Origin of the sequence: Bifidobacterium tissieri, assembly GCF_002259645.1 — a bacterium.
Taxonomy (GTDB): domain Bacteria; phylum Actinomycetota; class Actinomycetes; order Actinomycetales; family Bifidobacteriaceae; genus Galliscardovia; species Galliscardovia tissieri.
This window is the reverse complement of sequence record NZ_MWWV01000022.1, coordinates 11137-33028: the sequence shown is the minus strand read 5'-3', so window position 1 is coordinate 33028 and position 21892 is coordinate 11137. Positions and strand designations below refer to the sequence as shown.

The window sequence follows — 21892 nt, the reverse complement described above, 5'->3', positions numbered from 1 at the left end:
GTTCAGCGAGGCGATCTCGCCGCGCAGCGCATCCGCATCAGCCTGCGGTGCGGTATCCTTGCGTTCCGGTTCGTCCTTCGCCACCGCGGCCCCTTTCGTCTTGTCGAGCAATCGCCGCTTCCAGTTTCTCACTACCGACGAATCCACTCCCAATCCCTCCGCCGCCTCACGCGAGCTCGCTCCACCGGACGCGACCTTGAGCACGGCCTCGCGCTTGAGCTCCTCAGGTATGGGCCCGTGGCGAAGCCGGCGTTCGCCGGGCGCGAGCTCGTCAATCCACGAGGCCAGCAGCGTCTTGCTCGGATACCCCATTTGGCGGATCGTACGGCTCGCTCGCCGCCCGTGCGTCAGGTAATGGTCCACCGCGGCCCGCCTCTGCTCCAACGTGTAGCGCGAATACCGCTCGCCACGCGTCGAGGGTATTCCCGTCCTCTGTTCCTCGAGCCAGTCCCGATGCCACATACGCAACGCCTCACGACTGGGATACCCCAACTCCCGGATCGCGTCCGCCGCGCAGCACTCATACCTCACATACAACTCCACCGCACGCCGACGCTGCTCCCTCGTATACCTCGCCATGATGACTCCTCCCGGATCACAGTCCAAGAAAACGTCACCACCTCGAAAGGACCATCTCCACTGATCGTCGATCATCGTAATGGACTTGTGCAACGACAAAGGAAGTTATGGAAGCTGGCATTCGGAGACTTCGAACGCCAGGGAAACAAGGAGGAACGATGAAGTTCACTGCACTCAAGAAGGCGATCGCCGTCACCGGCGCCATCGCCATGCTGGGCTCGATGGCCGCATGCGGATCGTCCAACGCATCCGATAGCGGCTCGGATTCCAATGGCACGACGGAGATTACCGTCTGGGCATGGGAGCCCACGCTGAAGAATGTCGTGAAGAAGTTCGAGGAGAAGAACCCGAACATCAAGGTGGACCTGCAGAACGTGGGCACCAACGCCAAGGAGTACACGCAGCTCGACAACGCCATCCAGGCGGGCAAGGGTGCTCCGGACGTGGCGCAGATCGAGTACTACGCCATTCCGCAGTACGCGATCAGTGACCAGCTGGCCGACATCACCTCCAAGACCTCCGGCTACGACAGCTTCTACACGCCCGGCACTTGGGCCTCCGTGCAGTGGAACAAGAAGGTGTACGGCCTGCCGATGGACTCCGGCCCGATGGCGCTGTTCTACAACAAGGAAGTGTTCGACAAGGCCGGTGTGACCCAGGTCCCCACCACATGGGACGAATACTATGAGGCCGCCAAGAAGATCCGTGCCACCGGCTCCTACATCACCTCCGACTCCGGCGACGCAGGCTTCTACGACTCCATGGTCTGGCTCGCCGGCGGTCAGCCGTTCAAGACCTCCGCGGACGGCAAGACCGTGACCATCGATCTCACCGGAGACTCCGGTGCCAAGAGCTTCACCGAGTTCTGGCAGAAGATGATCGATGAGGACCTGATCGACACCAAGACCGTCGGCTGGTCCGAGGATTGGAACAAGGCCCTCGGTGACGGCTCCATCGCCTCGCTGATGACCGGTGCGTGGATGCCCGCCACGCTGGTCAACTCCGCCTCCGAAGCCACCGGCAAGTGGCGTGTGGCCCAGATGCCGACCCAGGACGGCAAGGCCACCAACTCCGAGAACGGCGGTTCCTCGCTGGCGATTCTGTCCTCTTCCAAGAAGCAGGATGCGGCCTACAAGTTCATCGAGTTCGCCAACCATGACGCCGAGGGCATCAAGACCCGTGTCGAAGGTGGCGCCTTCCCGGCCGATCTGGACACCATGAAGAGCGACAGTTTCCTCAACGCTACCACCGTGAAGAACTCCGACGGTGAGGACGTGGACTACTTCGGTGGTCAGAAGTACAACGAGGAGCTGGCCAAGGCCGCTGAGAACGTCTCCACCGACTACCAGTTCCTGCCCTTCGAGGTCCACGCCCGCGACATCTACGGCGACAACGCTGGCAAGGCGTTCACCGACAAGAACACCTCGCTCTCCGATGGTGTGAAGGCGTGGCAGGACAAGCTCGTCGAATTCGGCAAGACCCAGGGCTTCACGGTCAAGTGAGCGGCTCTGGACTATGGACTATCGGTCGAAGTCGATTGTCTGAATCGTCCGTGTGGGTGATGTGATCCGTTGATCTGACAATCCGAATCCCGCCATCACGGCGAAACGATGCCCGTCGATACGGTCCGCGATATGCGGAACGCGTCGGCGGGCATCGTCGTATTCGAGATCCGATGGGGTGTATGGGAATCTGGGGTACATGGGGATTGTCAGTGTCCGACAAATGAAACCTTTGAATTCAAAAGGTACTACTATTCGCGACAATGGTATACTTCTAACCGCGGGGAAAACCGTGCTCATGGGCGGAACCGTGGCGACGATCACGGAACGAAACGTGCCGCCCGCTGTTCTATCGAAAGGCAATGATGAGCGAAGCACAAGCCAATATCGGTGTTGTCGGTCTTGCGGCGATGGGAGCGAGCCTGGCTCGTAACCTGGCGCACAAGGGCAACACGGTAGCCGTATATAACCGTCATTACTCGCGTACCGAAACCCTGATCAACGAACATGGCGACGAGGGCAAGTTCGTTCCCGCCAAGACGCTTGAGGAGTTCGTCGCGTCCCTCACCAAGCCGCGTACCGCCATCATCATGGTCAAGGCCGGCGAGCCCACCGACGACATGATCAACCAGCTGGCCGACCTCATGGAGCCCGGCGACATCATCGTGGACTGCGGCAACGCCTACTACAAGGACACCATGCGTCGCGAGAAGGCCATCCGCGCTCGCGGTCTGCACTTCGTCGGCTGCGGCGTGTCCGGCGGTGAGGAAGGCGCGCTCAAGGGCCCGTCCATGATGCCCGGCGGCACCGTGGAGTCCTGGAAGACCCTCGGCCCGATTCTGGAGAGCATCTCCGCCAAGGCGGAAGGCGAACCGTGCGTCACGCACATCGGTTCCGACGGTGCCGGTCACTTCGTCAAGATGGTGCACAACGGCATCGAGTACTCCGACATGCAGCTGATCGCCGAAAGCTACGACCTGATGCGTCGCGGCCTGGGCATGGAGCCCGCCGAGATCGGCGACCTGTTCGAGGAGTGGAACAAGACCGAGCTCAACTCCTACCTGATCGAGATCACCGCCGAAGTGCTCCACCACGTGGACAAGAAGACCGGCAAGCCGTTCATCGACGTGGTGCTCGACCACGCCGGCATGAAGGGCACCGGCACCTGGACCGTGCAGACCGCCCTGTCGCTGGGCGTGCCGGTGACCGGTATCGCCGAGGCCGTGTTCGCCCGTGGTCTGTCGTCGCAGACCGAGCTGCGCGAGGAGGCCGCCAAGCAGGGTCTCGAAGGCCCGTCCGAAGTGGTGCCGATGCCGCTCGAGGAGCGTCAGGCGTTCATCAACGACATTCGCGAGGCGCTGTACGCATCCAAGATCGTGGCCTACGCTCAGGGCTTCAACGAGATCTCCGAGGCCGCCAAGGAATACGGCTGGGACATCGATCTGGCTGCCGTGGCCCGCATCTGGCGTGGCGGCTGCATCATTCGCGCCCAGTTCCTCAACCGTATCTCCGAGGCGTTCGAGTCCGGCGAGGCCAACGTGTCGCTGCTGTTCGCCCCGTACTTCAAGGACGCGGTGGAGACCGTGCAGCGTTCGTGGCGTCGCGTGATCTCCCGCGCCATCAGCTTCGGCATCCCGATGCCGGTGTTCTCCAGCTCGCTGGCCTACTACGATGGTCTGCGCTCCAAGCGTCTGCCCGCCGCCCTGATCCAGGGTCAGCGCGACCTCTTCGGCGCCCACACCTACCAGCGTGTGGACGAGCCCGGTGTCTTCCACACGCTGTGGACCGAGCCCGGCCAGGAGGAGATCAAGCAGGCCTGATTACCGCTAGGCTGATTCGCTGACTCGGGGAATCGCATGAGAATTCCGGAGTTGGGAAAACCGCGACCTTCCATGTAAGGGAGGCCGCGGTTTTTGTCTGTGAGGATTGACTGGGTTTGGGTTGGATCAGTTTGATCGGGTTGGGGGTTGAGCCTGAATTGGCGTGGCCCGTCGGCTCTGGGTATTTCCGTACTTCAAAGACCGGCTCTGGGTATTTCCGGTTCACGAGGGACCTTCAAAACGTGTCCTCATGATACGGAAATACCCAGAGCCGGTTATATGTACGGGTTTGACCCAGAGTTATCGTCTGGGTTTACCCAGACCTATGTCCTGATACACCCAGACCGGTGTCCGGGAATACCCAGACCGTGTTAGAGTGTCCACAATTCGGTCAAGGGGATGTGGATTGTGGACTGAAGTCTGGGGATTTCGAGGCCATATGCCGCAGCCCGCGGTTCACACCATGGAAATCGGAGTGTGAACCGCGGGCTGCGATCATGAATCGGCCGTGGGCCGGGAACTGTGGATTGGAATCCTGAAGTTGTGGTCAGAAATCTGGAATCCGAGAGTTACGGACCGGAATCCGTGGTCAGAGATCCGTAAGCCAGAGCCTGTAAGTCAAAACCCTCGAACCGGAGCCCGCGAGCCGTGGATTACTCGGCGGACCCGGCGCGCAGGATGGAGGCCGCGGCGTCATCCACGAGCCACAGGCTTTCCTTGTCTCCACCGGCGAACGAGCTCGGCACCTGCGGATTGTTGATGCTGCCCAGCGCCTTCGCCACGGCATCGGCCTTGCGCTCGCCCGACGCGATCATCCATACGCGACGGCACTTGCGAATGAACGGAGACGTGAGGCTGATACGCACCGGCGGCATCTTCGGGGAGTCGCTCAGGCCGATCACGCGGGTCTTCTTATCGTGGCTCTTCAACGCCGGATGGTTAGGGAACAGCGATGCGAAGTGACCGTCCGGACCCACGCCGAACAGCGCGATGTCGAACGCCTGCTTCTTGCCCAGCTCGTTCACGATCTCCTTTTCATAGGCGTGCGCGGCCTTGGTGGCGACATCGTAGTTGTCCTTGTCCGACGCCGCGGCGATCTCGTCGGCGGTACGCGTATCAGCCGGCATCTCGTGCACATGCGATTCCGGCATCACGCCATTGTCCACGAGCTTGCCGAACCATGCCTCGCGGGCCTGTATCGCGTTGCGATCCGGATCGTTGGCGGGAACGAAACGCTCGTCTCCCCACCACAGATGCACACGGCTCCAATCCACGGCCTCGCTCAGCGGGCTTGCCGCCACAGCACGCAGTACGGCGATGCCGTCGGTGCCGCCGGTGAGGGCCACGTCCACGCGCTGATGCCGGGCGAGACGATCGGAGATCTTGATAAGCAGACGGGCGGCCACTGCTTCGTGCAGTACATCGGCGTTCGGGTATTGAATGACACGACGTTCAACCATGATTGTTCCTCTGTTGTCCTCTGTTGTCTTGCTGCCTTGCGGGTACTCAATCGTTTCAATTCTAGTACGCGATGTTACGGAAGAACGAAGGTGACAGAAGGTTGCAATGGTGCCTATGCTGTCTTGTAGTGTATCCGCCGTAAGGGGTTGGCGGCTGGTTTGGTGATGGGTTGGACTGGATTCCGAAGGAGACGATTGTGACGCCGATTGAGCTATCCACGCGCCGCAGGGTGACGGGCCTGACCTCGGACGAATTCGCCAGGTTGTTCGTCACGGTCGAGAGGGAAGTGGACGGTGAGAATGCCCAATGGGATGCCGACGACGTGGAGTCGTGGGAGATCATCGGCCCTCCGGCGACGGCCGATCAGCATCTCAGGGATGCACTGGGTGCCGCGAACGAGTTCGTTGCGACGTTGGCCGATCAGATCTATCGTGCCGTGATGCCGGTCGATGAGGCCATCGGCATCACCGCGTACAGCGACAATCTGACCTTTTGGGCCGAACATCCCGGTTTTGGCGGCATGCCGTATGCGTTGTGGAATTTCGCCGCGTTGCAGGCAATCGAATGGATTCGCAAGGAGACCGGTGTCATCTGCGAACTGGAAACCAAACAACCACTGGTATGAGTCCTGTTCCCTTGGTCTTGGTAGGTCTCGGTTTCAATTGAGCCAAGGGTTCTGGGTATTTCCGGCTCACGAGGATTGGTTCTGGGTATTTCCGTATCATGAGGACCCCCAACTAAGGTCCCTCATAATACGGAAATACCCAGAGTCGGGTAAATGTGCCGGTTTGACCCAGAGTTATTGTCCGGGTTTACCTAGAGTGGTGTCCGGATTTACCCAGTAATGAGTTGGGGTGTTCACGATTCGGATGTGAGGGTGGATATGTGGAATCTCGAGGGGATGGCCCATATCCCGGGCTGATTCATCGATGACTGGGTCGTTGGAAGTCGTGCGGACTTGATCTATCGGTCTGTTTGATTCGGTCTGTTCGGTCCGGTCTAACTGATTCGGTCTGTTTGATTCCGCTTGTCTGCCCGGTCCGGTCTGTTTGACCCAATCTGACTAATTTGGCCTGTCTGTCTGGATTCGCATGATCCAACCTGTCCGATCGGAGGATCTGGCCGTACCCGTCTGACTGCCCGCCAGACAGTACCGGTCAATATCCCCGGCCAATACCCGCCAGACTGTATCCGTCAGACAGTCCAGACCGTACCTGCCAGACCGTATCCACCCAACTACCCATCGGTCGTCCCTAATCCGGCTAATTCTCCCTCTCCGGCCATGGATAGTAGTCGTCCCCAGCCGGATCACACGAACGACTGGGGACGACTGGGACATCAACGAGATCTCATGAGAGAGCCGGATCTCATCAGACCATCAGACCATCAGACCATCAGACCATCAGGCCAGACCAAACCAAACCAGATCTCATCAGACCATGAGACCAAACCAGATCTCACAAGATCACACAAGACCACACAAGATCGGATCAGGCGATCTGACCGTGCTTCTCGTAATTGGTCACGCGGGTGGCGTGGTTCTTCTCATCCACGAACACCACCTTGGGCTTGTGGTTCTTAGCCTCCTCGGCGTCCATCTGGCAGTAGCACATGATGATGGCCGTGTCGCCGGGGTCGAAGAAGTGGGCGGCCGCGCCGTTCAGGCAGATCACGCCACTGCCGGGTTCGCCGGCGATGGTGTAGGTCTCCAGACGCTGTCCGTTGTTCACGTTCACCACGGCCACCTTCTCGTATTCGAGAATGCCGGCCGCGTCGAGCAGATCGGAGTCGACGGTGATCGAACCGACGTAGTCGAGACGGGCCTCGGTGACGGTGACGCGATGAATCTTTCCTTTGAGCATATTGAGCTGCATGATGTGTTCGTGTTCCTTAGCGTTATCGATTCCGCGACGTGATAATCGCGCGATCAGGTCAGTGAAGTTCGGGGTAGAAGAAGTTGTCGATCAGACGGGTCTTGCCGATGCGCACGGCGATGGCCACGAGCACGGGCTGGTCAAGCGTGGCGACCGGGTGCACATTTTCCAGATCCACCACCTCAACATACTCCGGGTCGGCGAGCGGCTCGGTGGCCAGCACCTCGCGCACCTTCGCCTTGATCACGTCGGCGTTCTTCTCGCCCGACTCGGCTAGCGCACGACCGGCCTCCAGCGCCTTGTGCAGAATCGGCGCGGCGGCGCGCTCCTCCGGGTTCAGATACGTGTTGCGCGAGCTCTTGGCCAGACCGTCGGCCTCGCGAATGATCGGGCAGCCGATGATCTCGATGTCGAAGTTGAGATCGCGGACCATGCGCTTGATGACGAGCAGCTGCTGCGCATCCTTCTGACCGAAGTAGGCGCGGTTCGGCGTCACAATGTTGAACAGCTTGGCGACCACCGTGCACACGCCGCCGAAGTGCACCGGACGGCTCTTGCCGCACAGCTCCTCGGTGATCGTGGCCATGGTGATGGCGGTGGTGCGGTTCGGGTAGTACATCTCCTCGGGGGAGGGGTTGAACAGCAGGTTCGCGCCCGCGCCGGAGACGAGCTTCGAGTCGCGGTCGAGATCGCGCGGGTAGGCCTCCAGATCCTCGTTCGGCCCGAACTGCACGGGGTTGACGAAGTCGGAGACGACCACGCGATCATTGTCGGCCACGGCGTGCTCGATCAGGCTCTTGTGACCCTCGTGCAGGAAGCCCATGGTGGGCACCAGACCGACGGTCAGGCCCTGGGCCTTCCATGCCTTGACCTGTTCGCGCACTTCGGCGATGGTGTGAACGACGGCGAATGATGCTTCTGCGGACGCAGTGGTTTCAGTAGTCATGATGATCTCCTCAATGAATTGTTCTCAACGGATTATTGGATTACGGATTATTGGATTATTGACGATATCGATAGTGACGATGACGAGTGAATGTACGGTATCGTCCGGAGGTATTTCCGCGATATTTCAGTCGTTATTTCAGTTCGTCGAGAATGGCCTCGTCCATCTTGAAGCCTTCACGATCGTTGTCGGGGAAGGCACCGGACTTCACGTCGGCGATATAACGACCGAACGCGTCACGCATCTGCGCGCCGATCTCGGCGTAGTGACGCACGAACTTCGGCTTCATCTCGCCGTACATGTTCAGCAGATCCTGATACACGAGAATCTGACCGTCGGTCACGTCTCCCGCACCGATGCCGATCGTCGGAATCGACAGCTCCTCGGTGATGCGCTTGGCCAGCAGCGTGGGCACGCCCTCAAGCACCACGGCGAACGCGCCGGCATCCTCGATCGCACGCGCGTCGTCGAGAATCTGCTGTGCGGTCTTGACGTTCTTGCCCTGCACCTTGAAGCCGCCGAACGCGTTCACCGACTGCGGGGTGAGCCCCAGATGCGCCATGACCGGAATGGACGCGGTCACAATGGCCTTGATCTGATCGTGGAACGCAACGCCGCCCTCGAGTTTCACGGCCTGCGCGCCGCCCTCCTTGACGAGTCGTCCGGCGTTCTCCACGGCCTGATCGACGGTGTGATAGGCCATGAACGGCAGATCGACCACCACAAGCGCGTTCTTGGCGCCACGCGTCACGCACTTGGCGTGATGGATCATATCCTCCATGGTCACCGGCAGCGTGGAATCATAGCCGAGCATGACCATGCCCAGCGAATCGCCGACCAGAATGCCGTCGATACCGGATTCGTCGATCAGCTTCGCGGTGGTGTAGTCGTAGGCGGTGAGCATGGACAGCTTCTCGCCCTTGGCCTTGGCCGCACGGAATGTGACTGCGGTGTTCTTCATTGATTATTCCTTTCGTTGGTCGCGGTCGGCCTCCCGATCCGCGCCGTGTTCAATTATCGGTGATGATGTTCAGTTATGACATGAAGTGTCAGTTGTTGCCTGAGCCGTTCAGACGTTCGGCCTGAGACGTTCGACCCGATACGTTCGGATGCGAGGAATTCGCAAGACCGTCATCGAGCAGATCACGCAGCGCCGCATAGTCGCGATTGGGATTCTTCGCCGCCGCGATCGACAGCAGCGCACGCGACAACGGTTCATACAACGCCCGTGCTTCGGGAGAGAGCGACTCGAGATGCGCGCGAACCGTGCCCACATCCGCGCGCTCGACCGGACCGGTAAGCGCCGACTTCGCTCCGCGCTCGCAGAAGCTTTCCGCGTTGTGCACGATCATCGCGCGGAGTGCCTCCCGGGCGTCGGATTCCGTGAATCCACACGACCGCAGCGTCTCCACCGCCGCATTCCACAACGCGATCGGCAGATTGCTCGCCATGGCGGCGGCCGCATGATACCGGGTCTTGGCGGCGGCATCGATCACTCGGGACCGGTTGCCAAGCGAACCGAGCAGCTGTCCCAGCATTTCCGTGCATCGGGGGTCACCCTCGAGCGCGAAGAACGCGCCGTCGAGCTGATCACGGCCGTCGGCGGGAAAGCGCTCGCTCACCGCCTGCATCGGATGCATGGAGAACGCGGACACGCCGAGTTCGGCACTGCCGTCGAACACGCGCGACGACAGGCATCCGCTGCAGTGGCCCACCGCCATGCCGGAGATGGGATTGCCGGGCAGTTCCCGAAGCTCCCGCCAGACGGACGCGATTGCGTCGTCGGGCACGGTGACGAGCAGCATGTCACTGTGTTCCACGATGTCGGCCAGTGATGTGAATTCGTCGACATCCAACGCGTTCGCGGCCGTCTCGGCGGCGTCGGACGGACGATTGTAGTATCCGCTGACGGTGACGAGCGCCGACCGACGCAGATGCGCACCCATGGCGCAACCGACCTTGCCTGCCCCGATGAACCCGATTTTCATGATGCCTTGCTGCCTTCGTCTGATGTACCGCTACCTACGGTGGGATTTGCCGGACCTGACCGACTTCCCTGATTTGCCGCCCGACTTGCTCTGCGCGTGCAGACGGGCGTAGATGATCGCCAAACCCTTGAAGATCAGCTGGCTGTCGTACACGTCGATCGAATCGGTGGCGTCGTACAGCACGCGGCCGAGTCCGCCGGTGGCCACCACCTTGAAGTCGTTACCGATCTCCTTGCGGAACTGGGCGATCGTGTATTCCACGCCGCCAAGGAACTGGAAGTAGATGCCGGCCTGCATGGCGGTCTTCGTGTTGGTCGCGAGAATCGTGTCGGGGCGTTCGATCTCGATCTCCGGCAGTTGCGCGGTCTGACTCCACAGGGAATTCGCGCTCGTCTCCAGACCCACGCCGATCACGCCGGCGCTGAACACGCCGTTCTCGTCCACGTAGTCGTAGGTGGTGGCCGTGCCGAAATCGATCACGAGCACCGGTCCGCCGTACAGATAATAGGCACCCGCGCAGTCGGCGATACGGTCGGCACCCACGGTCTTCGGTTCGTCGAGACGCAGATTGATGCCGCATTTGATGCCCGGTCCGATGATGATCGGCTCGGTTCCAAGGAATTTCCTGATGCTGGAACGGAACGCGTACATGACCTTCGGCACCACCGAGGAAATGATCACGTCGTCCACCTCGTCGGGGTTGATACGGGACATCGACATGAACGTGGACAGCATCATCGCGTACTCGTCGCTGGTGCGGCGGGTCTTGGTGGTCAGACGGTAGGTGCCCACGATGTCGTCACCGTCGATGAATCCGATGACGATGTTGGTGTTGCCGATGTCGACGGCGATCAGCATGGTGCCTCTTTTCCTGCTTCTTGTCCTGTTTCTCGTTGCTGTGTTTGACATGACGTTTGACATGGTGTCGAGATGGGTCTGTCACTGCCGGGTGCGCAGACCGTTAAGCCGGGCGAGGATCAGTTTCGCCAGTTCGGTCTTGGGCATCTGGCCGATGCGCTCGATATCGGCGATGTTGTGGGATTCGTCGTTCTGATCGTCGGTGTCGGTCGCCGGCGTGAGGATCGTCACCACGTTCGTGTCGGTGGCGAATCCGGCGCCCGGGTCGCGCAGATTGTTGGCCACGAGCATGTCGCAGTGCTTTTCGGCGAGTTTGCGGGCGGCGTTCTCCACCAGATGCTCGGTTTCCATGGCGAATCCGCACAGGGTCTGCGAGCCGTCGGCGCGCTTGTGTTCGCCGGCCCAGGAGAGAATGTCCGGATTGGCGACCAGCTCGAGCGTAAGCGTGGTGCGTCCGTGCTTCTTGATCTTCTGCGGGCTGGCGTTTTCGGCGCGGAAGTCGCCGACGGCGGCCGCCATCACGGTGATGTCGGCATGTGCGAAGTGGTCGGACACCGCGGCGAACATGTCACGCGCGGTGGTCACGTGCACGATGTTCATGCCCTGCGGTTCGGGCAGTGCCACCGGTCCGGAGACGAGGGTGACCGTGGCGCCCATGTCTCGTGCCGCCTCGGCCAGCGCGTAGCCCATCTTGCCGGTGGAGTGGTTGGTCAGATAGCGTACCGGGTCGAGCGGCTCCTGCGTGGGACCGGCGGTAATGAGTACGTTGAGTCCCTTCAGGGAGGGGGTGACCGCGGTGGGGGTGGCCGCGCCTGCGTTCGCGGTCGTGTTCGTATCGTCCGTATTCTTGGATTCCCCGGTTCCGGTCAGCGTTTCGGCCAGGATCTCGCCGATCACCGTTTCGATATCGTCGGGTTCGGCCATGCGTCCTTTGCCCACGTCCTGGCATGCGAGCATGCCGGATGTGGGATCCACGAATCGGAATCCGAGTTCACGGCAGATGCCGATGTTGCGCTGGGTGGCGGGATTCTCATACATATGCACGTTCATGGCCGGGCAGACCAGCTTCGGACAGGTCGCCGCCAGCACGGTGCTGGTCAGATAGTCGTCGGCGAGGCCGTACGCGAACTTGGCGATCACATTCGCCGTGGCGGGGGCGATCACCACCATGTCGGCCCACTTGGCGTCCTCGATGTGGCTGACACCCACCCGTGCGTCGCCGTATTCGTCGGTGGTGATGGCGTATTCGGAGTCGGGGAACATGACCGTGCGCGTGGTGGTGTGCGTGAGTGCGTCGAACGTGGCCGGGCCGACGAATCGCTGTGCTGCCGCGGTCATCATCACGCGCACCTCGCAGCCGTGCTTGGTCAGACTCGAGGCGAGCTGGCAGGCCTTGAACGCGGCGATTGATCCGGTGACGCCGAGAAGAATATGAATCGGACGCTGCGTCTTGCGGCGGCGATGCTGCGTAGCGGAGTGCGAGTGCCGGCGGTTCGCGGATTCGGCGCCGTCGTGATGCGTGTCGTCGTTGAGCATGGCGTTCATTGCGCTGCCTCCATATGGCACGATACGCCCTCGTGGACGATGATGATTCGTGGTCGTCATGATCGCGGATCGGCCGTCCGTCGGCTCGTGCCCTGTCAGGTCGCGGCCTGCGGGTCGCGGTGTCCAAGTCTCTGCGGGAAGTCCCCGTCAAAGCCGATACAAGTTTAGTAAGTGGGCTACGGGCGATGCCACTTCATGCCAAAGATTGTCGCTGTAATCTTCGTCACAATCCATGGTGAAGTGTGACTTGGCCGTACCGGAAACCATGATCGTTTCTGTTTGAATACCGAGGCAAAAGGTGGCATGTCGTGAAGAGAGTCATGTATTGATGATTTCGCAATGATCGCAATGGATTATGCCGACACGTCCATAGGCTCGGGGGGGGTATCGGGGGTAAATAGAATAGACACTTTGTCGGTATTTGTCGTTTTTGCTAAATACTCTGAATCACGAGTAACGGAGTTGGTGTACCCCCGAGTGCGCTTGCGAAGTGACATGTGAGGAGAGACAAGAGAGGCACCGATGTCAGTATTCGACGTGAAGAATAACCGACTCGACGTCGTTGCGGATGGTATTGCCGTACGCGCTGATTCGAGGAATGGACGAGGCCGCGTCCTTGGCGGTCGTGCCATCGCCGTCGTATTGTCCATCGCCATGTCGATGTGCTCGCTGATCCCTGTTTCCAGTGCGTCGGCATCGAATACCGTCCTGACGACCACGAGCGCATCCGCTGGCATCAACGTCGGTGAGTCGTCCAACGTGATTGTCTCGGCCGATGATGCCGCCACTTCGCAATCAGGAACGAAAACCGGTCTGCCGGCAGCCCGTATCGCAACGGCTGACGGTGCCATGAAAAGCGGAATGAGTGCCAATGAGCCCTATCGTGACGGCTCCATTCTGATCTACACCTATGCCCAGCTGGCCGCGATCGGCACGAACGCCAAGGTGACCAGTGCCGATACCACCGCCGGATTCGTGGGCGGAGGCCAGACCGTGACCGACGCGAACGGCAATGCGGTCACCTACGCTAACAACGCCTCCTACGTGCTGATGAACGACATCGAACTGCCGTCCGGTGTGACGTGGCAACTGCCCGAAGGATTCTCCGGCACGATCAACGCCGATTCCGCGGTGAAATCCGATGAACGGACGCTGTACGACGCCAAAACCGATACCATCACCCTGCACAATCGGTATCAGCTTGCCGTAAGCGCGTCCAAGAACCGTGAATCCGAACCGGTGATGAGCGGCGACTGGGATGCCGCCAAGTTCGGCATTGGCAAGCCTGTGAACGGTGCCAACGGCAAGGCATTGACCTATGGCGCATCCCACCGGTACGTGCTGTCCGCACGATTCACCACAACCACGCCGAAGGGCGACGCCGGGCAGATCATGGCCGTCAACGAAACGACGGCGAAGACAGCAAATGAAGGATCCGCCGATTCGACCTCCACCGCGAATGGATCGTCGTCATCCGATGCCGCTTCCACCGACGACGGGGAGTCCGACCAACCCGATGCATCCGCTGCCGATACCGTTGCGGCGGCCGCTGATTCCCTGTCAGGCCGTGACTTCGTCGGACAGGCCGCCAAGACCATCAACGGCAAATCCTATATTCTGATCGGCAACGAACAGCAGTTGCGTGCGATCGGGGCGAACGATGGCAAGACGAAGGTCGTGGGACGGGTCTGGAAGATCACACAGCAATGCCAGCAGTTGCTTGGCTGCCTCACCGGAGGCTGGTCCGATACCGGTCAGGAGTCCCTGTACTACGATGGCGACGCCGATCTGGCCGCTGGAGCCACCCTGCACAATGCGGATATCCCCGATCATGACGGGCTCCTGTTCACCTATGGGGCAACGCGTACCCAGTACTTCACCAAGGACGCCAACGGCAACCGCCAATCCGTGGACGATGCCACCTACGGCGCCAATACCGGTCTGACCTACACCGCCGACGCGAACTACATCATCTTCCGCAACATCGATCTCAGCGCCGATGCCGCCAATGGCACGACCGCGAACGCCACATGGAATCCACTCATGTTCGCCGGCACCATGCTCGGAGCCGTCAGCGGGAATGGCGACACGGCCGGATCCCTGTGGAGCACGCTTGGCGCCGATGGCGCAAGCGTCAACGACACCGCGAACAAGCCGGTCATCGCCAACGTGAAGGTGGAGCAGAACGACACCAAGCTTGACGTCAGCAAGCAGCAGGGCATTGGGTTCTTCGCCACCATCGCCAACAAGAGCACGATGTCTGACAACAGTCTCGGCAGCGCCGGAACCGTCACCGTGACCAACCTCAAACTCAGCAACGTGACGGTGACGAACAAGGCCACCGAGGCGATCGTGCCGACCACGCTGCTCGGCGCGCTGACTGGCGCGGTCGGCGGATTGCTCGATGTCCTTCTCGGGCTTCTGAACATCCACCTGAATCTGTCGGATCTGCTCAACCTGCATAAGAGCAACCCCTCCAACCTCGCCACGGGCGCCTTCGCCGGCCGTATCTACGGCGATGCGAAGGTCACGAACAACGAGGTGGACGACGTCGCCGTATCCAGCGCAAGCGACATGACCGGCGGCTTCGTGGGATATGTGGAAGGCGCGACCAAATATGACGTCGTATCCAATGCGGCGGGTGCGCTGACCGATCTGCTGGGGAAGATCCTCGATGTCATTCCGTTCATCGGACTCGGCGATCTCACCCGGTGGCTGCTCGACGGCACGTTGGGCCTCGATATGCTCATTCCCGTCGCCTACTACAACCCGCTGCTGTCCGACAACCACGTGACGAACTTCAAGCAGAACGTGACCCTGGGCAGCGCGTCGAAGGACTATGCCGGTGGCTTCGTGGGATTGCAGATGGGCACGGTCATCGAAAACTCGTCGGCGAGCAGCGAGAACGCGTTCGTCGTGCAGGCCAGGAATTATGCCGGCGGTTTCGCCGGAGCAAGCCGCAATGGTGACGTCGGAGGCCTGCTCAGCAATCTTGGCGTGCACCTGCTGGCGGTGCTGCGCCCACAGAGCCTGATCGAAGGCTCCCAGGTATCGGCGCAGAACGGATTCACCGTTGAAGCGGAGAGCTACGCCGGCGGATTCAGCGGCGTGATGGCCAACTCCTACGCGGTAAACGACGATATTGCCGGAACGGTGTCCGTTACCGCCACCAAGACCCATGCCGGTGGTTTTACCGGCATCTCGTCCGTGGGATGGGGACTGGAGGTCGGCAGTGACAGCGCCTCCGACACCTCGCTGCTCAAGACGTTGGCCAGTACGCTTACCGGTCTGCTCACCAGTGGCCAGATCATCCCAGATCAGGCCGGAGATCTGCTTAATCTCGCCGGCGTGAAGCCCTCAGCCATCCTCGGCGCACAGATGAACGGCGACATTACCGTCAAGGCCGGTGGCGACTACGCCGGTGGATTGGTGGGGCAGGGGTCCGGCGCGGTGATCACGTCGTCGACCTCGGATGCATTGGGCAATCTCCCGTTCTGGAAGCATGATCCCAAGCGTCCGGCCCCGGCCTCCCGGGATACGACGATCACCGGTCTACGTTCCGTCTCCGCCGGCGGCTCATATGCAGGCGGTATCGTCGGCGATCTGCAGCCGGCCACCGTTGCGGCGTTGCTCAACAACACGCTCGGTTTAGGCGACCTGGACTTCTCGCTGTTCGGCGTATCGAACGTGACGCTCGTCGGCGTGGACACCGGACTGAGCGTCACCGCGGGCGACAACGGCTACTATGCGGGCGGTGCGATCGGCCTGGCCACCGGTGGCACGATGACCAACACCACGGTCTCCAACCTCAACACCGTAAAGGCCAAGGGCGAGGCCGGTGGTTTCATCGGCTTCACCGGTCCGGGCGACGTCGTTGGCGCAGGCAAGGGGCTTAACCTGCTTGGCCTGGTAAAGATTTCAGGTCTTGCCAATGTGGCGCAGTATTCCGGCGTCACGGTAAGCAAGGCGACCGTGACCGGCATTAGCGACGGATTCACCGTCGTCGCGTCCGGGCACAACGAGAACAAGGAAACCAACTCCTACGCGGCCGGCGGCTTCTACGGTCAGGCGAACAGCACCAAGACCCGGGACGCACACGTGCGCAACCTGAAGTCGGTCACGGCGGACGACAAGACCTCCGACGGCATGGCCGGTGGCTTCGTGGGCTTCTCCACCACCGGCGGTCTGATCGACGCGATCAACGACTCCAAGGATTCGTCGGTATTGCAAGGCCTGATCGACGGCGGATTGGTGAATGTCACGGGCCTATTCGGCGCGGTGCCCTACCTCGTTCCCGACTACAAGCTCGTCGATGTGTCCTATGTGAACGGCGGCTACGTGCAGGCCGATGTCGCAGGCGGTTTCGCCGGTGATTTCCAGAGCGGCAAGATCAACCAACTGTCCGATAAAGACAAGGAAGACCAGACACTGGTCGATCTGGTGAATACGGCCAAGGACAATCCGGTCGCCGTCACGAACATCGATCATGTGACCGGCGGTGCCTACGCCGGTGGATTCGCCGGCAAGGCCGTGGCCGGTGCACTCGCCTCCGCAGGCAGTGGCGGCGTCTCCATTCTCGGCAAGTTCGGTACGGTGAACCTTGCCAACCTAGTGAAGCTCATGCAGGCCTACGTGCCGCTGATCTCCTACGCCGGAGTGAAGTCCGATGGCGAGACGTTCCAAAACGCGGGCGGCGCCGTTGACGCGAAGGCCGACTATGGTATCAAGGTCAGCGCCATGCGGTTGGACGACGATACGGATGCCAACGCCGGTTCCGCGGGTGGATATATCGGATACGGATCGGGCGTGCAGGTGAGCACGTCGTCGGTCACGCAACTGCGGCGCACCGACGTGATCGCGCCGAAGAATCTTGAAACCAGCGGTTCGATCAACGACACCTATCTGAGCGACAAAAGCACCTACGCCGTGGATGCCGCCCGGTATGCAGGCGGATACATTGGCAAGATGGACATCGGCGCCGCCGCCGGGGTGGGCGATGCCCTCGATGTGCTCGGCGGCACGGATCTGCAGATCACTGTGACTGATCTGCTCAGCGCACTCAACGTGGTGGTCTCCACCATCGAATATTCGGACGTGACCGGTGGCGTGGGCGGCTACTCCGTTCGTGCCAGCAACGTCGCCGACTCCGACGCGCCGATCGGCATGGCCGGAGGTTTTGTCGGCGACATCGAAGGCGGGCACATCCAGCATTCCAACGCGCACGAATTCGTATACATCATCGGACAGATCTCCGCCGGCGGCTATGTGGGCACCATGCAGCCTGGTGCCGCGGCCAACGTGGTCGGCAAGGGCAGCATTCTCAATAAGATCGTGGATCTTAACGATGTGCTCTCCGCCGTGCAGGACTTCGTGCCGACGATCCGCAACAGCTCCACCGACGCTGCGATCTGCGGCGGCGCGGTTCGTGCCCAGGCGACGTCCGACACCAAGACCAGGCGTGGCATGGCCGGCGGCTATGTGGGACACAATCGTGGCGGCCACATCTGGGGCAACAACGATGCGGCATGGTCAAGCCTTTCGGGCACTCCGCTCAGCGGTAATGAACAGGTGGCGTACGCGGCTCGCATCCGCAGCGTCTACGGTGCGGAACTCGCCGGCGGCTACACCGGATTCATGGAGGCTGCCGACACCGCACAGGGTGGAAGCCTCGGCGTGCTTGGCGGACTGATCAGCGTCGACAATCTGGTCGGTGTGCTCGGACTGGTATACCCCACCGAGGAGCATTCGCGGGTCACCGGACCGTTGCGCGGCATGAGCTACGGCCAGTGGGAGACGTGGCGTGACAACATCGGCAAATACGGTGCATACGGTGCCGAATTCACCGACGTGGTGAAGGCCGGCGCGGACAAGGTCAAGGATCAGGCATCGCTGGACGACTTCCTGAAGGACTACGTCTTCGGATTCAACGTGGTGGCCGGCAGAAGCCATCATGACACCGGCGCGAATCTGCGTGACTCCGGCGTGGCCGGCGGCCATGTGGGACTCATGCGCACCGGTACGATCACCGACGGACAGTCGCAGGATGTGAAGCAGGTCAGGGCCATGCGTGCGGCCGGCGGCTATGCCGGCTCGATGGAGGCCGGTTCGGTGGCCACGATCGGCACCGTCGATCTCGCCGGACTCAAGCTGGATCTCGGCAGTCTGGTCAGCACGCCGCAGGTGTTCGTACCCGTCATCAAGTCGTCGAGTACGGAAGGCTACCGCAAGGGACTGCGCGTGGAGGCGACCGGCGTGGATACGGTTGACGGCAACGTCTCGAAGGGCGTCGGCAACGCCGGCGGCTATGCGGGCATGGCGATCGGCGGACAGATCTGGGGCGATCGCGATGCCGAGGGCAACACGCTCAAGGACGGTGCGATCGCCAGCGGCGCGAACGTGAGCAATCTGCGCAAGGTGTCCGGACGCAACAACGTGGGCGGCTACATCGGTCTGGCGACATCCGGTTCGGTCGCCGACGTGAACACCAACGACGTATCCGAGGGCTTCCTGCAGCGACTGCTTGACACGCTCGTGAAGAACACCAATCCGACCGGTCTGGTCAACGTGCTGCAGGCCACCGTGGTCACCATCCGCGGCGCGCATGTGAGTGCGGACAGTGACAGTTGGGGATTCACCGTGGAAGGTGCCTACAAGGCGGACGGTCAGACCCGATACGCGGTGAACGCTGGTGGCTTCGCCGGATCATTGCAGGCCGCGATCCTTGGCGACAAGGACTCGGCCAAGGGCAGCGGCACGGAGGCGGATCCCGCCAATGATCCGGCCGAGCTTGTGGTCAATGGGCTGCGAGGTGTGGAGGGCGGCCAGTATGCCGGTGGCTTCTTCGGCATCGCCGACATCTCCAGCGTGGCCTCCGTTGGCGGCGGAACCATGCAGGACGAGAACACGAACCTGCTGCTCAAGCTGCTCGGCGTTGGCAACGTGAGCGTGCTCGATGCCTTCCGCACGTTCGTGTACGACGGCCGGGTGAACGGCGTGGCCGACGGCATCCAGGTGGTGGCGCACGACTCCTCCACGCAGGGCATGCTTGACTCCACGCGCTTCACCGGTGCCGCGGGCGGCTTCGGTGGCGGACTGATCAACGGTTCCGTGAAGAAGTCCAGTGTGACGAACCTCAACAGCGTGACCGGACTCAACTATGTGGGCGGCTTCATTGGGCATCTGGGCAAATCCGGAACAGTGGACGCCGATGACGTGAAGGTCACCGATTCCGCGATCGGACTCGCCGGACTGACCGCGGGCGTACTCGACATCTGGGGCTCCCACGTGGGGAATTCCTCGGTCGTGGGCATCGCCGACGGTTTCACCGTGACCGCCACGCACAACGGTCAGGACTACGGTCGTGACGCGGCGCTCAACGACTCCGTCAAACGCAAGGGAGCCGAGGTCGCCGGCGGCTTCGTCGGATACGCCGATCTGGCACGTGTCTCCGGCAGCACCGTCACCGGACTCAAGAAGGTGACGGGCAGCGAGATCTCCGGAGGCTTCGTCGGACAGACCACGCGTGCCTATCTGGTGGATGCGGGCGTAAATTCCAAGCTTGTGGACCTGCTGCTCAGTCTGGTGGTGAACCCGCTGCTGAAGATCCTCTACGTCGAAGGCATCGAGCACACGACCGACGAATGGGCCAACATCAAGAAGCAGTACTTCGGCGGACTCATCAAGTTCGTCGATCTCGACCTGTTCGCGGAAGGCAACGTGCTGTATGTGAACCTGTTCGGACTCAAGGTCGGCGTGGCGCTCGACAAGCACGACACCGAATCGCAGACCGACGACACCGCCTACATCTACATCGGTGATTCGAGGATCTCCGTCGGATGCACCGAAAACGGCGTGAACAAGGGCGAGGAGAACAACGTCAAGCTGCAGCTCATCAAGGGCAACCGCACCAAGGTGACCGAATCGTCCGTGGCTGGCATCGCCGATGGATACGACGTGTTCGGTGGCGGTGCCACGCAGGATTCCGACGGCGTGGAAGGTCTCAAGACCGGGTACGTCGGTGGATTCGCCGGACTCAATCAGGAAGGTGTGCTGCAGGCCAACGCCATGACCTATGCGGACACCATCCGCGGCACCTCCGGTCTGGTCGACCCGTTCGCCAACACCGTGCTGGACTCGAACTGGTTCTTCAACGACAAGAACGACATCATCGGTCCCACAAGCGACGGCAAGTACAACACGTACCGCATCTACCGCACGGCGGACGCGGCGGCTGGATCTGCCGTGACATCCGCGAATGACGGTCGCAAGACGTTCGCGTCCAAGACCGCGGATACCGGAGACGGCACGCTGAACACCGGACTCGACCGTTGGGACGTGAACTACTTCGACGTGGTCAACGCCTACGACAGCGCAACCGCCAACAGCGGAGCGGCCGGCGACGACAAGACCACGTGGGTGGGCATCAAGGATGCCGTGGCCGCCACCGGCGAAGCGTCGTACAAGCCGCTCAACGCCTACGTGTCCGCCGCCAAGGCGGTGCTCATGCTGGACAAGGCCGTGACCAACAACAACGGAGGATTCACTCCCGAGCCCGGAGACGGTCAGGACCCCTGCGGTACGGACGGCTGCCGAACCGTGGACCTCACCGTGCAGAAGGTGTGGAAGGACGCCGGACTGTCCAAGCCGAAGTCGATCACGTTGCGGATCACCGCGCATTACACGGACGACAACGGCAATGTGGTCACGCCGAAGACCATTCAATGCTTCGACGGTGATTGCACCGCCAAGGAGCAGACCAACCCGTGGACCGTCACCCTCGACTCCTCGGACGGTTCCTTCTGGAGCAACACGTGGCGCAAGGTGATCAGCGGACTGCCCGTCGCCGTGATGGTGAACGGCCAGCCGAAGTACCTTACGTACAGCGTGGAGGAGACCGGCATCAACGTCGACGGCAGTGGCGACGTGACGCCGGCCAAGGCCGGATACAGCGTCTCCGTAAGCCACGACGGCATCGAGAACGTGTCCACCGTGACCAATGCCAGCTCCCGTCCGCTGCCGGACACCGGCGGACAGGGCGTGATGTGGATCATGCTGTTCGGCCTGATGCTCATCGGCCTGGGCGCGGCATGGTATGTGCGCAACCGGCGTGACGGCAGGGGAGTGGCCCTGGCGGTCGTAGGTGCCCGCGGTTCGGGAGGCACGAACGTTGTCGAAGGCCCTGGTGTGGCTGGATTGGCAGGTTCACGAGTTGGCAGACATGCCGATTCGACGGTCCGGCCGCCACGCGCATCCCGAACGGCGAAGACGCGAGGCCGGCACTCACGATAGCCGGTCCCGAGTCACACAACAGATTTCCCAC

11 protein-coding genes and 1 pseudogene are annotated in these 21892 nt (G+C 61.4%); 4 read left to right on the top strand and 8 right to left on the bottom strand.

Translation table 11 applies throughout. The features are described from left to right. The coding region (locus BTIS_RS11210) for a transposase (RefSeq protein WP_143248948.1) at positions 1-579 on the bottom strand (579 nt) is incomplete at its 3' end. A gap of 158 nt (positions 580-737) precedes the next feature. Between BTIS_RS11210 and BTIS_RS11205 the strand changes: the two genes are divergently transcribed. Both BTIS_RS11205 and gndA read left to right on the top strand, forming a co-directional pair. Further along, on the top strand, positions 738-2081 hold the full coding sequence (locus BTIS_RS11205; RefSeq protein ID WP_094665500.1) for an ABC transporter substrate-binding protein: 1344 nt from the start codon (positions 738-740) through the stop codon (positions 2079-2081). 365 nt (positions 2082-2446) lie between these two features. Continuing rightward, positions 2447-3901 (top strand): NADP-dependent phosphogluconate dehydrogenase, encoded by a 1455-nt coding sequence (gndA, locus tag BTIS_RS11200; protein ID WP_094665506.1) that lies wholly within the window; start codon positions 2447-2449, stop codon positions 3899-3901. 653 nt (positions 3902-4554) lie between these two features. Here gndA and pgl read toward each other — a convergent pair. Beyond that, complete coding sequence (gene pgl, locus BTIS_RS11195) at positions 4555-5361, bottom strand: 6-phosphogluconolactonase (protein WP_094665498.1); 807 nt, start codon at positions 5359-5361, stop codon at positions 4555-4557. Positions 5362-5558: 197 nt separating this feature from the next. Here pgl and BTIS_RS11190 point away from each other — a divergent pair, with 197 nt between their 5' ends. Then, positions 5559-5987: a hypothetical protein gene (locus tag BTIS_RS11190; protein WP_094665496.1), complete on the top strand. Its 429-nt coding sequence runs from the start codon at positions 5559-5561 to the stop codon at positions 5985-5987. Positions 5988-6852: 865 nt separating this feature from the next. On the opposite strand, the gene panD is transcribed toward BTIS_RS11190, so the two are convergent. From panD to BTIS_RS11160, 6 genes and pseudogenes are all read right to left on the bottom strand, one after another. Then, positions 6853-7236 (bottom strand): aspartate 1-decarboxylase, encoded by a 384-nt coding sequence (gene panD, locus BTIS_RS11185; RefSeq protein WP_094665494.1) that lies wholly within the window; start codon positions 7234-7236, stop codon positions 6853-6855. A 58-nt stretch (positions 7237-7294) separates the two neighbouring features. Further along, entirely contained in the window at positions 7295-8182 is an 888-nt protein-coding gene (gene panC / locus BTIS_RS11180; protein WP_094665493.1) for a pantoate--beta-alanine ligase, read from the bottom strand. A 133-nt stretch (positions 8183-8315) separates the two neighbouring features. Further along, a complete protein-coding gene (gene panB, locus BTIS_RS11175) occupies positions 8316-9143 on the bottom strand; it encodes a 3-methyl-2-oxobutanoate hydroxymethyltransferase (RefSeq protein WP_094665492.1) in 828 nt (275 codons plus the stop codon). Positions 9144-9231: 88 nt separating this feature from the next. After that, positions 9232-10170, bottom strand: coding sequence for a Rossmann-like and DUF2520 domain-containing protein (locus BTIS_RS11170; protein WP_094665491.1), 939 nt, complete (start codon positions 10168-10170; stop codon positions 9232-9234). Between the two features lie 102 nt (positions 10171-10272). Next, positions 10273-11028, bottom strand: a pseudogene (locus BTIS_RS11165) (type III pantothenate kinase); the annotation flags it as partial. Between the two features lie 81 nt (positions 11029-11109). After that, positions 11110-12573, bottom strand: a complete 1464-nt coding sequence (locus tag BTIS_RS11160; RefSeq protein ID WP_245819434.1) for a bifunctional phosphopantothenoylcysteine decarboxylase/phosphopantothenate synthase — start codon at positions 12571-12573, stop codon at positions 11110-11112. A gap of 522 nt (positions 12574-13095) precedes the next feature. On the opposite strand from BTIS_RS11160, the gene BTIS_RS11155 reads away from it, so the two are divergent. Next, a complete protein-coding gene (locus tag BTIS_RS11155) occupies positions 13096-21861 on the top strand; it encodes an LPXTG cell wall anchor domain-containing protein (protein WP_245819433.1) in 8766 nt (2921 codons plus the stop codon). Positions 21862-21892 lie beyond the last annotated feature (31 nt).

What these genes read in the sequence shown, in the direction of transcription:
- gndA (WP_094665506.1), top strand. Translation starts at nt 2,447, where the DNA reads ATGAGCGAAGCACAAGCCAATATCGGTGTTGTCGGTCTTGCGGCGATG.
- BTIS_RS11170 (WP_094665491.1), bottom strand. Translation starts at nt 10,170, where the DNA reads ATGAAAATCGGGTTCATCGGGGCAGGCAAGGTCGGTTGCGCCATGGGT.
- panC (WP_094665493.1), bottom strand. Translation starts at nt 8,182, where the DNA reads ATGACTACTGAAACCACTGCGTCCGCAGAAGCATCATTCGCCGTCGTT.
- BTIS_RS11205 (WP_094665500.1), top strand. Translation starts at nt 738, where the DNA reads ATGAAGTTCACTGCACTCAAGAAGGCGATCGCCGTCACCGGCGCCATC.
- BTIS_RS11160 (WP_245819434.1), bottom strand. Translation starts at nt 12,573, where the DNA reads ATGAACGCCATGCTCAACGACGACACGCATCACGACGGCGCCGAATCC.
- BTIS_RS11155 (WP_245819433.1), top strand. Translation starts at nt 13,096, where the DNA reads ATGTCAGTATTCGACGTGAAGAATAACCGACTCGACGTCGTTGCGGAT.
- pgl (WP_094665498.1), bottom strand. Translation starts at nt 5,361, where the DNA reads ATGGTTGAACGTCGTGTCATTCAATACCCGAACGCCGATGTACTGCAC.
- panD (WP_094665494.1), bottom strand. Translation starts at nt 7,236, where the DNA reads ATGCAGCTCAATATGCTCAAAGGAAAGATTCATCGCGTCACCGTCACC.
- panB (WP_094665492.1), bottom strand. Translation starts at nt 9,143, where the DNA reads ATGAAGAACACCGCAGTCACATTCCGTGCGGCCAAGGCCAAGGGCGAG.